The sequence below is a fragment of the Pseudomonas sp. 01L34 genome, from assembly GCF_056400265.1.
On the sequence record NZ_JBFTSX010000011.1, the window covers coordinates 113,798 to 127,524 of the forward strand.

Genomic DNA, 13,727 nt, shown 5'->3' on the forward strand with positions numbered 1-13,727 from the left:
CTCCGTTTCTATCCAGGGAATGTACATGGACACCAAATTGCTCGACATCCTCGCTTGCCCAGTCTGCAAAGGCCCGCTCAAGCTCAGCGCCGACAAAACCGAGCTGATCAGCAAGGGCGCCGGCCTCGCGTACCCGATTCGCGACGGCATCCCGGTGATGCTCGAAAGCGAAGCGCGCACCCTGACCACCGATGAGCGTCTGGATAAATGACCACAGCCTTTACCGTTGTCATTCCATCGCGTTACGCCTCCACCCGCTTGCCGGGCAAGCCGCTGCTGCTGATCGCCGGCAAGCCGATGATCCAGCACGTCTGGGAACAGGCGAGCAAAAGCAGCGCCCAGCGCGTGGTGGTTGCCACTGACGATGCGCGCATCGTCGAGGCCTGCAAGGGCTTTGGTGCCGAAGTGGTGCTGACTCGCGAAGATCACAACTCCGGCACTGACCGCCTGGCTGAAGTTGCGGCGAAACTGGGCCTGGCCCCGGACGCGATCGTGGTCAATGTTCAGGGCGACGAGCCGTTGATCCCGCCAAGCGTGATCGATCAGGTCGCCGCCAACCTGGCTGCTCACACCGAAGCACGCATGGCCACCCTGGCCGAGCCGATCGAAGACGTCGAAACCCTGTTCAACCCCAATGTGGTCAAAGTGGTCAGCGACCTCAATGGCCTGGCGCTGACCTTCAGTCGTGCCACCTTGCCGTGGGCTCGGGACGCGTTTGCCAAGAGCCGCGAGCAATTGCCGGAAGGCGTGCCATATCGCCGCCACATCGGCATTTATGCTTACCGTGCCGGCTTCCTTCAGGACTTCGTCACCTGGGGCCCGTGCTGGCTGGAAAACACCGAGTCTCTGGAACAGCTGCGTGCCCTCTGGCACGGCGTGCGGATTCACGTCGCCGATGCGCTGATCGCACCGCCCACCGGCGTCGACACCGTTGAAGATCTCGAGCGCGTTCGTCGCCTGCTGGAGGCCTGATGCGGGTTCTGTTCGTCTGCCTGGGCAACATCTGCCGTTCCCCCACGGCTGAGGGCGTATTGCGGCACAAGCTGCGTGAGGCGGGGCTGGCCGATCAAGTCGAAGTGGCTTCTGCCGGCACCGGTGACTGGCACGTCGGCAAGGCCCCGGACAAGCGCAGCCAGGCTGCGGCGAAACTGCGCGGCTACGACCTGTCCGCCCAGCGCGCCCAGCAAGTGACCCGCGCCGATTTCGCCACTTACGACCTGATTCTGGCGATGGACAACAGCAACCTGCGCCACCTCAAGACCATGCAACCGGCCAAGGGCAAGGCCGAGCTGGATTTGTTCCTGCGTCGCTACCAGTCGGAAGTCGATGAAGTGCCGGATCCTTATTACGACGGCGACCAAGGCTTCGAACAGGTACTGGACCTGATCGAGCGCGCCAGCGATCTGCTGGTGATCGAATTGAAGGGACGGCTATGAGTTTGCAGGTTCAACCCCGGGTTTCGCTCAAACCGTACAACAGCTTTGGCGTGGACGTTCAGGCGCGGCTGTTTGCCGAAGCCCATAGCGATGCCGACGTGCGCGAAGCCCTGGCCTACGCGGTGGAACACGAAGTGCCGGTGCTGGTGATCGGTGGTGGCAGCAATTTGTTGCTGACCGCCGATGTGCCGGCACTGGTGTTGCGCATGGCCACACGGGGGATTCGCCTGCTGAGCGATGACGGCAACCAGGTGGTGATCGAAGCCGAGGCGGGCGAGCCGTGGCACCCGTTTGTGCAGCACACCCTGGCGCAAGGGTGGTCGGGGCTGGAAAACCTCAGCCTGATCCCCGGCACCGTCGGTGCGGCACCGATGCAGAACATCGGCGCTTACGGTGTCGAGATAAAGGACGTATTCGCCGGCCTGACAGCCCTCGATCGCCAGACCGGCGAGCTGCGGGACTTCACACTGGCCGAGTGCAACTTTGCCTACCGCGACAGCCTGTTCAAACAGGAGCCGGGGCGCTGGTTGATCCTGCGGGTGCGTTTCACCCTCACGCGCACCGCGCACCTGCACCTGGAATACGGCCCGGTGCGTCAGCGCCTGACCGAGCAGGGTATTGATCACCCGACGCCGACCGATGTCAGCCAGGCCATTTGCAGCATCCGCAGCGAAAAACTCCCGGACCCGGCGGTGCTCGGCAATGCCGGCAGCTTCTTCAAGAATCCGTTGGTGCCCGCCGCACTTGTGGCACAACTCAAGGGTGAATACCCGGATCTGGTGGCGTATGCGCAGCCCGATGGGCAAATGAAGCTGGCGGCGGGCTGGCTGATCGAACGCGCCGGCTGGAAAGGCTTTCGCGACGGCGATGCCGGTGTGCATAAATTACAGGCGCTGGTGCTGGTCAACTACGGCAGCGCAACGGGCCTGCAATTGCTGAATCTGGCGCAGCGCATTCAGAAAGACATTGCAGAGCGTTTCAAGGTCGACCTGGAAATGGAACCCAACCAGTATTGAGGCTACGCTTTCAGGCTGAATAAAAAGCCCTGCACATTTTCAAATGTGCAGGGCTTTTTTGTTAATGCTCAGTTAACTTAGCCAGCTAACGATGCAAACATTTGCTCCATCAAAGGCCCGGTGCAGACGTCGCGTCTACATATGAGAGCCGATTAGCCTGAGTCGATCTGCGTGTAGTGAACCGCGAACCCCAAGCGGCAGATTGCTCGACCCCATAACCTCTATAACTATGCGGGCGTGCCCATGATTACCCTGAAACTCAATGGTCAAGATCATCAACTCGATGTCACCGAGGACATGCCGCTGCTCTGGGCGATCCGTGACGTGGCTGGCTACAACGGCACCAAATTCGGCTGCGGCATGGGCCTGTGTGGCGCCTGCACCATTCATATCGACGGCGCGCCAGCGCGCAGTTGCATCACGCCGATCGGCTCGGTGGTCGGCCAGAATGTCAGCACCATCGACAACCTGCACGCCGACCCGGTGGGCAAAGTCGTCCAGCAAGCCTGGCTCGACAGCGCCGTGGCTCAGTGCGGTTATTGCCAGGGCGGACAGATCATGTCGGCCACCGCGCTGCTGAAAACCAACCCGAACCCCAGCGACGAGCAGATTGAAGAGGCGATGGTCGGCAATATTTGCCGTTGCGGCACCTACAACCGGATCAAGACCGCCATCCGCCAGGCATCCACTCACCTGAAGGAGGCCAAGGCATGAGCCAGCTACCGAATGATTTTGCGCTGAGTAATCTCAGCCGCCGCGGTTTCCTCAAGGGCGTGGGCGCCACCAGTGCGCTGGTGCTGGCCGCCAGTTGGGGCTGGCAGGATGCATTAGCCGCCGAAAAAGAGCAGAAATTCGGTGCCGACGGCATGCCCAACGGCTGGATCGATGATCCGAAGGTTTACATCAGCATCGCCGCCGATGGCAGCGTGACGGTGATTTGCAATCGTTCGGAAATGGGCCAGGGCGTGCGCACCAGTCTGTCCATGGTGGTGGGCGATGAACTGGACGCCGACTGGGCACAGGTCAAAGTGCAACAGGCGCCGGGCGACGAAGTGCGCTTCGGCAATCAGGACACCGACGGTTCACGCAGCATGCGTCACTGGTACGAGCCGATGCGCCGTTGCGGTGCTGCCGCGCGGACCATGCTTGAGCAAGCTGCCGCCGAACAGTGGAAAGTGCCGGTCGGCGAGTGTCATGCGCAGCTGCACAAAGTCATCCATAAGCCGAGCGGTCGTGAACTGGGCTACGGCGCATTGGCCGCGGCTGCCAGTGCGCTGGCGGTGCCGGCGCGCGACAGTTTGCGGCTCAAGCAACCGTCGGAGTTTCGTTACATCGGCAAGGAAGGCACCAAGGCTATCGACGGTGCGGACATCGTCAACGGTCGTGCGGTCTACGGCGCCGATGTGCATTTCGACGGCATGCTTTTCGCCACCATCGCCCGTCCGGCGGTCTACGGCGGCAAGGTCAAATCTTTCGATGCCAGCGCTGCGATGAAAGTCCCTGGGGTGATCAAGGTCCTTCAAGTCGAAAGTCGTCCACTGCCGTCCGAGTTCCAGCCTTTGGGTGGTGTGGCCGTGGTGGCCAGCAACACCTGGGCGGCGATCAAGGGCCGCGAAGCGCTGAAGATCGAGTGGGATGACGGCCCCAACGCCAGTTACGACTCGATCGCCTACCGCAAGGAACTCGAAGCCGCGTCGCTCAAGCCCGGCAAAGTGGTGCGCAACACCGGCAACATCGACCAGGCCATGAGCGCTGCCGACAGCACCCTTGAAGCTTCTTACTATCTGCCGCACCTGGCGCAATCGCCGATGGAGCCGATGGTCGCCATCGCCCGTTTCAAGGACGGTGTGTGTGAGGCCTGGGCGCCAAGCCAGGCGCCGCAAGTCACCCGCGAGCGGATTGGCGAGCGCCTGGGCATTCCGTTCGATAACGTCACGTTCAACGTCACCTTGCTCGGCGGCGGTTTTGGTCGTAAGTCCAAGCCGGACTTCGTGGTTGAAGCGGCGATCCTGGCCAAGGAATTCCCGGGCAAAGCGGTGCGGGTGCAGTGGACCCGTGAAGACGACATCCACCACTCGTATTTCCACACCGTGTCTGCCGAATACCTCAAGGCCAGTCTGAACAAGGACGGCTTGCCGTCTGGCTGGCTGCACCGCACGGTGGCGCCAAGCATCACCGCGCTGTTCGCGCCGGGGATGAACCATGAAGCGGCTTTCGAGCTGGGCATGGGTTTTACCAACATGGCTTATGCGATCCCCAGCGTGCGCCTGGAAAACCCTGAAGCAGCGGTCCACACGCGGGTCGGCTGGTATCGCTCTGTGTCGAACATCCCTCATGGCTTTGCGATTCAGAGCTTTGTCGATGAACTGGCACATAAGGCCGGCCAGGATCCGCTCAAATACCAGATCAAGCTGCTTGGCCCGGACCGTCAGATCGATCCGCGTACCTTGAGTGAAGAGTGGAACTACGGCGAATCCCCTGAGCGTTATCCGATTGATACCGCGCGGATGCGCACCGTGCTGGAAACCGCCGCTAAAGCCGCCGGATGGGGGCGTAAGCTACCCAAGGGCCGTGGCTTGGGCCTGGCGGTGCATTACAGCTTTGTCACTTATGTGGCAGCCGTGATCGAAGTCGAAGTCAAAGACGATGGCACACTGATCGTGCACAAAGCCGACATCGCCGTGGATTGCGGCCCGCAGATCAACCCCGAGCGAATTCGCTCGCAGTTCGAAGGCGCCTGCGTCATGGGCCTGGGCAACGCGGTGCTGGGGGAAATCAGCTTCAAGGACGGCAAGGTCCAGCAGGACAACTTTCACATGTACGAAGTGGCGCGCATGTCCCTGGCACCGAAGGAAGTCGCCGTGCACCTGGTCACGCCACCGGGCAATGTACCGTTGGGCGGGGTCGGTGAGCCGGGCGTGCCGCCGATTGCGCCAGCGCTGTGCAACGCGATCTTCGCGGCCACCGGCAAGCGCATCCGTGACTTGCCGGTTCGCTATCAGCTGCAAGGCTGGCAGAAGGCTGACGCCTGATGGATAGCGTCGATCTGAACGTCCTGCGCAGCGTGCTGGAATGGCGCCGCGCCGGTCAGCGGGTGATGTTGTACAGCGTGGTTCAGACCTGGGGTACCGCGCCCCGGGCACCTGGCGCCATGCTCGCCTTGCGTGGCGATGGCGTAGTGATTGGCTCGGTGTCCGGTGGCTGTGTCGAGGATGACCTGATTGCCCGGCTGCACGATGGCCGTATCCCGGCCGATGGGCCTCCGGTGCAGTTGATTACTTATGGCGTCACTCGTGAGGAGGCCGCGCGGTTTGGTTTGCCCTGCGGCGGCACGTTGCGCCTGACCGAGGAGCGCGTCGGCGATCCGGCGTGGGTCGCCCAGTTGCTGGCGCGCTGCGAGGCGCATGAAATTGTTGCGCGCTCGCTGGATATTGCGACCGGTGAAGTGGTTCTGCAGCCGGCGAACAAGCACGATGTGCTGAGTTTTGATGGCAACACACTGCGCGCCATTTACGGCCCGCGTTGGCGATTGTTGTTGATCGGCGCGGGGCAGCTATCGCGGTATGTCGCCGAGATGGCACGGTTGCTGGATTTCGAAGTGCTGATCTGCGATCCGCGCACTGAGTTCGTCTACGGCTGGGAAGAACAACACGGTCGCTTCGTTCCGGGCATGCCCGACGAAGCAGTGCTGACCATCCAGACCGACGAACGCACCGCCATCGTCGCACTCACCCATGATCCGCGCCTGGATGACATGGCGCTGCTCACGGCCCTGGATTCCAGGGCGTTTTATGTCGGTGCGCTGGGTTCGCGAGTCAACAGCCAGAAGCGCCGGGACAACCTGGCTCAGCTAGGCTTGTCCCAACAGGCCATCGAACGCTTGCACGGCCCGATCGGCTTGCACATCGGCAGCCATACTCCGGCGGAAATCGCCTTGTCGCTGCTGGCCGAGATTGTGGCGATCAAGAACGGCATCGAGCTCAAGCAGAAGAGGCCGTTGCAGGAGGGCGTATGAGTGACTCCATTGGCGTTATCGTTCTAGCCGCCGGGCAGGGCAGCCGGTTTCGACAGGTAGCGGGTGACGATAAGGACAAGTTGCTGGTGGACTGCACCGCCCGTGATGGCATCACCGTGCACTCAATGATCGAACAGGTGCTGGTGAATCTGCCAGCCACACTCGAGAAGCGTGTGCTGGTCACCACCGCGGACCGCCCGCAAGTGATTCGCATGGCGCAGGCTTATGGTTGCGAGATTGTGCGAATCGAGACGACCGGCCTGGGCGACAGCATTGCGGCGGGTGTGGCGGCCTGTTCGCACCTCGATGGCTGGCTGATCATGCTGGGGGATATGCCGTTTATCCTGCCGTCGAGCATTGAGCAGGTCGTCGCGGCCATTGCGGATGACACCATCAGCGTGCCGGTGCATGAAGGGCAATATGGGCATCCGGTGGGGTTTGGGCGAAGCTTCGGTCCGGGATTGATGGCGTTGACCGGCGATCAGGGCGCCAAGTCACTGTTTGCGCAGGCGAGGGTGGTCGAGGTGGCGGTGGAGGATCCGGGTGTGTTGTGGGATGTGGACACGCCAGAGAGGTTGGTCTTCGCCTGATGCACCGCCATCGCGGTTTTCCTGCGAAGCACGACATAAAAAAAGCCCCGCCTGGGATCGCCAGGCGGGGCTTTTTAGTGGCCGATGGAATCAGGCGAGGGGTTTAGGCTCGTGCTCTTTTTCCAGGGCTTGCTCGTGTTGCTCTACCGCTTCCTGTACGGAGCGCGGTGCTTCGTCGATCACGGATTCAACCGGCTCGGCAGACACTTCAGCGGCCGGGGCAGGGGCTGCCTCGACGACTTCAGCAACAACCGGTGCTGGCTCGGCAGCGGCCGGAGCAGCAGCGGCAGCCAGTTCGGCTTCCTTCTGCAGACGCTCGGCTTCACGCTTGCGACGACGTACTTCACGTGGGTCGTTCGGCGCACGGCCACTTGGAGTCAGAGCGCTGACAGGGGCAGCTTCGACCACGGGTGCAGCTTCGGCAGCCACCGGTGCTTCAAGCAGCGGAGCAGGCTCGGCAGCCGCAACCACTGGCTCGGAGACCGTGGCTTCAGCAGCCGGAGCTTCAGCGACTGGCGCTGGAGCTTCGACTGCCACAGGTGGCTCGGCAACCCAATTGAACGCGGTTTGCTCTTCACGAACTTCGCGCACAGCTTCGGTCACTGTTTCGGTCGATGTTTCGACAACCGGTTCTGCGGTAACCACAGTCTCGGCAACGAAAGCAGGCTCGGCGGCAGCCTGTACTTCCGGCTGTGCTTCACGAACCGGCGCCACTTCGATTTCCGGAGCGGCGGTGACGGCTACCGGCGTGGTCACTTCAACCACTGGCGCTTCAACCGGAGCGGTTTCCAGAGTGGCAGCAGTAGCGCGTTCGGCTTGCTCGTTGGCTTGTGCTTCAGCAGGTGCGCTGATCACGGTGCTGGCAACGGCTGCGGTAACAGCCAGGCCGGCGGCCAGATCGGCAGCGCTTGGGGCTTCGGCGTTTTCAGCGGATTCGGATTCTTCCGAACCTTCGATCACGTTGCCGTTGGCATCGCGCTGACGCTCACGACGGTTGCTGCGACGACGCTGGCCACGGGAGCGGCGGCGTGGACGATCGCCTTCGGCGACTTCCTGACCATCTTCCTGCAGTTGCTCTTCGTTGGTTGGCAGCTCTTCTTCGGCAGCGGCAGCAGTGGCTTGCTCGGTGCGTGGTTGACGTTCTTCACGCGGTGGGCGTGGAGCGCGCTCTTCGCGTGGCTGACGGGCCGGACGCTCTTCAGCGGTGGCAGCGGCGGCCGGAGCGGCATCCAGAGGCTCACGCAGTTCACGAACCGGACGTTCTTCACGATCGCCACGTGGCTTGCGATCTTCACGCGGTGCGCGCGGTGCACGTTCTTCACGAGGGGCACGTGGAGCGCGTTCTTCGCGGGCGACTGCTGGCGTTTCTTCGCGGGCTTCGCGTGGTTGACGCTCTTCGCGTGGCTCACGTGGTGCGCGCTCTTCACGCGGTGCACGTTCCTCACGAGGCTTGCGCTCTTCATCGCGGCGACCGTTACGGTTGCGGCTCTGCTGACGACCGTTGCGACGCTCTTCGTTGCGGGCAGGGCGCTCGGTAGTCGCTGGTTTTTCAACCACGACCGGCGCAACTGGCTCTTCCTTGGTCGCGAACAGGCTGATCAGCGACTTCACCAGGCCCTTGAACAGGCTTGGCTCAGGCGCGGCAACCGGCGCAGCTACTGGGGCGGCGACGACTTCGGTCGGCACCGGAGCATTGGCGCGAGCCGGTGCAGTCTTGACTGCGGCTTCCTGGCGAACCAAGGTGCGGGTCGCGGCGGCTGGCTGGACTTCTTCGACTTCCGCAGCGGCAGCAGCGATCTCGTAGCTGGACTGGTTGATGCTGGCTTCCGGGCTGTCATCACGCAGACGCTGAACTTCGAAGTGCGGCGTTTCGAGGTGATCGTTCGGCAGAATGACGATGCGGGCGCGGGTGCGCAGTTCGATCTTGGTGATCGAGTTGCGTTTTTCGTTGAGCAGGAACGCTGCCACCGGGATCGGCACTTGTGCGCGAACTTCGGCGGTGCGGTCTTTCAGGGCTTCTTCTTCGATCAGGCGCAGGATCGCCAGCGACAGCGATTCAACGTCACGGATGATGCCGGTGCCGTTGCAACGCGGGCAAACGATGCCGCTGCTTTCGCCCAGCGATGGACGCAGGCGCTGACGGGACATTTCCAGCAGGCCGAAGCGCGAGATGCGACCGACTTGCACGCGGGCGCGGTCGGCTTCCAGGCATTCGCGGACTTTCTCTTCCACGGCGCGCTGGTTCTTGGCAGGGGTCATGTCGATGAAGTCGATGACGATCAGGCCGCCGATGTCGCGCAAGCGCAACTGACGGGCGATTTCTTCGGCGGCTTCAAGGTTGGTCTGCAGAGCGGTTTCTTCGATGTCGCTGCCTTTGGTGGCGCGCGCCGAGTTGATGTCGATGGACACCAGGGCTTCGGTCGGATCGATGACGATGGAGCCGCCGGAAGGCAGTTCGACGACGCGCTGGAAGGCGGTTTCGATCTGGCTTTCGATCTGGAAGCGGTTGAACAGCGGAACGCTGTCTTCGTACAGCTTGATCTTGCTGGCGTACTGCGGCATCACCTGGCGAATGAAGGTCAGGGCTTCGTCCTGGGCTTCAACGCTGTCGATCAGCACTTCGCCGATGTCCTGGCGCAGGTAATCGCGGATGGCGCGGATGATCACGTTGCTTTCCTGGTAGATCAGGAACGGCGCGGCGCGGTCCAGCGAGGCTTCTTTGATGGCGGTCCAGAGTTGCAGCAGGTAGTCGAGGTCCCACTGCATTTCTTCGCTGCTGCGGCCAAGGCCGGCGGTGCGAACGATCAGACCCATGTCGGCCGGGGCAACCAGGCCGTTGAGGGCTTCACGCAGTTCGTTGCGCTCTTCACCTTCGATGCGACGGGAGATACCGCCGGCACGCGGGTTGTTCGGCATCAGAACCAGGTAACGACCGGCCAGGCTGATGAAGGTGGTCAGGGCGGCGCCCTTGTTGCCACGTTCTTCTTTTTCGACTTGAACGATGACTTCCTGGCCTTCGCTCAGGACGTCCTTGATGTTGACGCGGCCTTCGGGAGTTTTCTTGAAGTATTCGCGGGAGATTTCTTTGAGGGGCAGGAAGCCGTGGCGCTCAGAGCCGAAATCGACAAAGGCAGCCTCAAGGCTTGGTTCGATGCGAGTAATCCGGCCTTTATAGATGTTGGCCTTCTTCTGCTCGCGTGCACCGGATTCGATGTCCAGGTCGTAGAGACGTTGGCCATCTACCAGTGCAACACGCAACTCTTCAGGTTGAGTCGCGTTAATCAGCATTCTTTTCATGTAGTACCGTCGGTTTCCGGGCTGCCGGAAACGGCGTTCGGCACACACGACTTCTCACGGTCGGTGTCAGGTGCGTCGGGAGCGGTTGGCCATTCCCGTGTCCAGCGATGTCCGACCAATTGGGCCGGTATCGCGACGTACGCGTCCTGCTTGCTGTGGCTACTTAAGCACTCAGTCAGGAGGAGGAATCAACCGGCGGCTGTGGACGAGATGAAGCGTCTTGATAAAGCCTATTGCTACACAGTCCAGCGGTTGTGCATCTCCACCCTACACGTATCCCTGATAATTCGGGTGCTGCCGCGCGCAGAATCCGCAGCGGGTTGGCATTTACCGTGAGCTCCGAAAGGGGAGGTCACGCATCATGGCTAATTTAGGCGTTGTTTCCGAAGCGTTCGCTCGGGGTCGTTTGCAGCTGACTGCACTTTGTGAACTGGCCGTGAATATTTGCTCGGAAGGCGAGTGAAAACTCTGCTTTGCGGCATGATTCAGGCCTTATGTCACCTGCGCTTGTTACAACTGCAAACTCTGCCGTTACGTAGCGAAAGCCCCGTAGGACGGCCTCTCGTCCTCGTGAATTGCGTTGGTCAGGGCCGGTTTTTGACCGTTAGTCCGCTGTCCAGGCCACTTTTGGCGGCGTTCGCGACTATAGCAGCAATGATTAAGTGCTTCAATTCCATAAAAAATTGTTATCATCTGCACCATGACGACTACTGCCCCTTCGACCCCAGGCGTACAACTGCTTGAGGTCTCGCCGGAATATGCCGGCCAACGTATTGATAACTTCCTTCTCGCTCGGCTCAAAGGCGTGCCCAAGACCTTGATTTACCGCATTTTGCGTAAAGGCGAAGTGCGGGTGAACAAAGGTCGGATCAAGCCCGAATACAAGCTGCAGGCGGGCGACATCGTGCGCGTGCCGCCGGTTCGCGTGCCCGAACGCGACGAGCCCGTGCCACTGGCGCAGGGGCTGCTGCAGCGGCTCGAGGCCTCGATTGTCTACGAAGACAAGGCGCTGATCGTGATCAACAAGCCCGCTGGCATCGCGGTTCACGGCGGCAGCGGCTTGAATTACGGCGTCATCGAAGCCTTTCGTCAGTTACGTCCTGATGCAAAAGAGCTCGAGTTGGTTCACCGCCTCGACCGGGACACGTCCGGCCTGCTGATGATCGCCAAAAAGCGCAGCATGTTGCGTCACTTGCACGCCGCATTGCGCGGTGATGGCGTCGACAAGCGCTATATGGCGCTGGTGCGCGGCAACTGGGCGACCTCGATCAAACAAGTCCGTGCGCCGTTGCAAAAGAGCAATCTGCGCTCCGGCGAGCGCATGGTCGAAGTCGACGAAGAAGGCAAGGAGGCTCTTACCGTGTTCAAGGTGCTGCGCCGCTTCGGTGACTTTGCCACCATGGTCGAAGCCAAGCCAATCACCGGTCGCACTCACCAGATTCGCGTCCATACTTTGCATGCCGGGCATTGCATCGCCGGCGACACCAAGTACGGCAATGAAGATTTCAGCAAGGAAATTCGTGACCTGGGCGGCAAGCGTCTATTCCTGCATGCCTACATGCTGACCGTGCCGCTGCCTGATGGCGGCGAGCTGAAGTTGCAGGCGCCGGTCGACGAGATGTGGGCCAAAACCGTGGAGCGATTGAGTGCGCCCATCTGATTACAAACTGCTGATTTTCGATTGGGACGGTACGCTCGCAGACTCCATTGGTCGGATTGTCGAGGCGATGCACGTGGCGTCCAGGCGCTCTGGCTTCCCGTTGCGCGATGATTTTGCGGTCAAAGGCATTATCGGTCTCGGGTTGCCGGAGGCGATTCGGACTTTGTATCCCGAGATCGGCGATGGCGAGCTTATGGCTTTCCGTGACTATTATGCGGAGCACTACATCGCGGCAGAGGCTGTTCCTTCGCCGTTGTTCGAGGGCGTGCTTGAGTCGATGGAAGCGTTTCGTGCCGACGGCTATCACCTGGCGGTTGCCACCGGCAAGGCTCGGCGCGGGCTGGACCGGGTGCTGAAGGCTCACGGCTGGGAAGATTATTTTGATGTCACTCGCGCAGCCGATGAAACGGCCAGCAAGCCTCATCCGTTGATGCTTGAGCAGATTCTCGCCCATTGCGAGGTTCGTCCGGAGCAGGCGCTGATGGTCGGGGATTCGTCCTTCGATCTGCAGATGGCGCGCAACGCCGGCATGGATTCGGTGGCGGTCAGCTATGGTGCTCAATCGATTGAGGCGTTGCAGCAGTTCGAGCCACGGCTGTCCATTGATCGTTTTTCAGAATTGCGCGCCTGGCTGAGTCAGCGGGCATAACGGTTTTTTGCAGGGGTAAATGTCATGACCGACGAATGGAAAGCACCCGCCAAGGCGAGCGCGGAGAGCGGTGACGAAAAAAGCTGGAAGCTGCTGGAAAAGACCCTGCTGGCCAGTGTGCAGGAGCATCGCCGATCCCGTCGCTGGGGGATTTTCTTCAAGCTGCTGACCTTTGCATATCTGTTGCTTGCGTTGTTCTTGTTCTCGCCGCTGATGGATATGGAAAAAAGCGCCACTCGCGGTTCCGCTTACACGGCGCTGATCGATATAACCGGCATGATCGCCGACAAAGAACCGGCGAGTGCAGATAATATCGTAGGCAGTCTGCGTAAAGCCTTCGAGGACAACAAGGTCAAGGGTGTGATCCTGCGGATCAACAGTCCGGGCGGCAGTCCGGTGCAGTCGGGTTATGTCTATGACGAGATTCGTCGTTTGCGCGGCTTGCATCCGGATACCAAGGTTTACGCGGTGATCTCGGATCTGGGAGCTTCCGGTGCCTATTACATTGCCAGTGCGGCAGATCAGATCTATGCCGACAAGGCGAGCCTGGTGGGTTCCATTGGTGTGACCGCGGCCGGTTACGGTTTTGTCGGCACCATGGAAAAATTGGGTGTCGAGCGTCGTACCTACACCTCTGGCGAGCACAAATCATTCCTCGATCCGTTCCAGCCGCAGAAGCCTGAAGAAACTCAGTTCTGGCAGGGTGTGCTCGACACCACTCATCAGCAGTTCATCAGTAGCGTCAAGAAGGGGCGTGGCGATCGTCTCAAGGACAAAGATCATCCGGAGCTGTTCTCCGGGCTGGTCTGGTCCGGTGAGCAGGCGCTGCCGCTGGGCTTGATTGATGGTCTGGGCAGTGCCAGTTCGGTGGCGCGTGACGTGATTGGCGAGAAAGAGTTGGTGGACTTCACTATCGAGGAGTCGCCGTTTGATCGCTTCTCGAAAAAGCTCGGTGCCAGCGTGGCTGAGCATTTGGCAATGTGGATGGGCTTCCAGGGGCCGGCGTTGCGCTGATCGTTGGTTGCATAAGAAACCGGCCTGCGTGGCCGGTTTTTTGTGCGCTC

General features: G+C 61.0%; 12 protein-coding genes. 11 read left to right on the plus strand and 1 reads right to left on the minus strand.

Features of this window, described 5'->3' with window-relative positions; translation table 11 throughout:
- Positions 1-25: 25 nt before the first annotated feature.
- The 8 genes from AC1DQM_RS27970 to AC1DQM_RS28005 all read left to right on the plus strand — a co-directional run bounded on the left by AC1DQM_RS27970 (position 26) and on the right by AC1DQM_RS28005 (position 7,057).
- Complete coding sequence (locus AC1DQM_RS27970; RefSeq protein WP_003179363.1) at positions 26-211, plus strand: Trm112 family protein; 186 nt, start codon at positions 26-28, stop codon at positions 209-211.
- Entirely contained in the window at positions 208-972 is a 765-nt protein-coding gene (gene kdsB, locus AC1DQM_RS27975; RefSeq protein WP_018926233.1) for a 3-deoxy-manno-octulosonate cytidylyltransferase, read from the plus strand. Before AC1DQM_RS27970 ends, kdsB begins: the two co-directional genes overlap by 4 nt.
- Positions 972-1,436 carry a low molecular weight protein-tyrosine-phosphatase gene (locus tag AC1DQM_RS27980; protein ID WP_018926232.1) on the plus strand — a complete coding sequence of 155 codons (465 nt, stop codon included), beginning with the start codon at positions 972-974 and terminating at the stop codon, positions 1,434-1,436. Before kdsB ends, AC1DQM_RS27980 begins: the two co-directional genes overlap by 1 nt.
- Entirely contained in the window at positions 1,433-2,452 is a 1,020-nt protein-coding gene (gene murB, locus AC1DQM_RS27985; RefSeq protein WP_064616576.1) for a UDP-N-acetylmuramate dehydrogenase, read from the plus strand. The genes AC1DQM_RS27980 and murB overlap by 4 nt, the downstream gene beginning before the upstream one ends.
- A 243-nt stretch (positions 2,453-2,695) precedes the next feature.
- The gene (locus AC1DQM_RS27990; RefSeq protein ID WP_007941956.1) at positions 2,696-3,166 is read left to right on the plus strand and encodes a (2Fe-2S)-binding protein; all 471 of its coding nucleotides are present in this window, start codon (positions 2,696-2,698) and stop codon (positions 3,164-3,166) included.
- Complete coding sequence (locus AC1DQM_RS27995) at positions 3,163-5,484, plus strand: xanthine dehydrogenase family protein molybdopterin-binding subunit (protein WP_442115299.1); 2,322 nt, start codon at positions 3,163-3,165, stop codon at positions 5,482-5,484. The genes AC1DQM_RS27990 and AC1DQM_RS27995 overlap by 4 nt, the downstream gene beginning before the upstream one ends.
- Positions 5,484-6,467: an XdhC family protein gene (locus AC1DQM_RS28000; protein ID WP_018926228.1), complete on the plus strand. Its 984-nt coding sequence runs from the start codon at positions 5,484-5,486 to the stop codon at positions 6,465-6,467. The genes AC1DQM_RS27995 and AC1DQM_RS28000 overlap by 1 nt, the downstream gene beginning before the upstream one ends.
- A complete protein-coding gene (locus AC1DQM_RS28005) occupies positions 6,464-7,057 on the plus strand; it encodes a nucleotidyltransferase family protein (protein WP_442115300.1) in 594 nt (197 codons plus the stop codon). Before AC1DQM_RS28000 ends, AC1DQM_RS28005 begins: the two co-directional genes overlap by 4 nt.
- A 90-nt stretch (positions 7,058-7,147) precedes the next feature.
- Here AC1DQM_RS28005 and rne read toward each other — a convergent pair whose 3' ends face one another.
- Positions 7,148-10,354 carry a ribonuclease E gene (gene rne / locus AC1DQM_RS28010; protein WP_442115301.1) on the minus strand — a complete coding sequence of 1,069 codons (3,207 nt, stop codon included), beginning with the start codon at positions 10,352-10,354 and terminating at the stop codon, positions 7,148-7,150.
- Between the two features lie 700 nt (positions 10,355-11,054).
- Between rne and rluC the strand changes: the two genes are divergently transcribed.
- Genes rluC through sppA form a run of 3 tightly spaced genes read left to right on the plus strand, consistent with a single transcriptional unit; the run spans position 11,055 to position 13,677 of the window.
- Complete coding sequence (gene rluC, locus AC1DQM_RS28015; RefSeq protein WP_442115302.1) at positions 11,055-12,014, plus strand: 23S rRNA pseudouridine(955/2504/2580) synthase RluC; 960 nt, start codon at positions 11,055-11,057, stop codon at positions 12,012-12,014.
- Positions 12,001-12,663 (plus strand): HAD-IA family hydrolase, encoded by a 663-nt coding sequence (locus AC1DQM_RS28020; protein ID WP_018926225.1) that lies wholly within the window; start codon positions 12,001-12,003, stop codon positions 12,661-12,663. The genes rluC and AC1DQM_RS28020 overlap by 14 nt, the downstream gene beginning before the upstream one ends.
- 24 nt (positions 12,664-12,687) lie before the next feature.
- Entirely contained in the window at positions 12,688-13,677 is a 990-nt protein-coding gene (sppA, locus tag AC1DQM_RS28025) for a signal peptide peptidase SppA (protein ID WP_064616586.1), read from the plus strand.
- The last annotated feature ends 50 nt before the right edge of the window (positions 13,678-13,727 follow it).

Excerpts from the sequence above, each read along its gene's own strand:
- AC1DQM_RS27970 (WP_003179363.1), top strand. The coding sequence starts at position 26 with ATGGACACCAAATTGCTCGACATCCTCGCTTGCCCAGTCTGCAAAGGC.
- kdsB (WP_018926233.1), top strand. The coding sequence starts at position 208 with ATGACCACAGCCTTTACCGTTGTCATTCCATCGCGTTACGCCTCCACC.
- AC1DQM_RS27980 (WP_018926232.1), top strand. The coding sequence starts at position 972 with ATGCGGGTTCTGTTCGTCTGCCTGGGCAACATCTGCCGTTCCCCCACG.
- murB (WP_064616576.1), top strand. The coding sequence starts at position 1,433 with ATGAGTTTGCAGGTTCAACCCCGGGTTTCGCTCAAACCGTACAACAGC.
- AC1DQM_RS27990 (WP_007941956.1), top strand. The coding sequence starts at position 2,696 with ATGATTACCCTGAAACTCAATGGTCAAGATCATCAACTCGATGTCACC.
- AC1DQM_RS27995 (WP_442115299.1), top strand. The coding sequence starts at position 3,163 with ATGAGCCAGCTACCGAATGATTTTGCGCTGAGTAATCTCAGCCGCCGC.
- AC1DQM_RS28000 (WP_018926228.1), top strand. The coding sequence starts at position 5,484 with ATGGATAGCGTCGATCTGAACGTCCTGCGCAGCGTGCTGGAATGGCGC.
- AC1DQM_RS28005 (WP_442115300.1), top strand. The coding sequence starts at position 6,464 with ATGAGTGACTCCATTGGCGTTATCGTTCTAGCCGCCGGGCAGGGCAGC.
- rne (WP_442115301.1), bottom strand. The coding sequence starts at position 10,354 with ATGAAAAGAATGCTGATTAACGCGACTCAACCTGAAGAGTTGCGTGTT.
- rluC (WP_442115302.1), top strand. The coding sequence starts at position 11,055 with ATGACGACTACTGCCCCTTCGACCCCAGGCGTACAACTGCTTGAGGTC.
- sppA (WP_064616586.1), top strand. The coding sequence starts at position 12,688 with ATGACCGACGAATGGAAAGCACCCGCCAAGGCGAGCGCGGAGAGCGGT.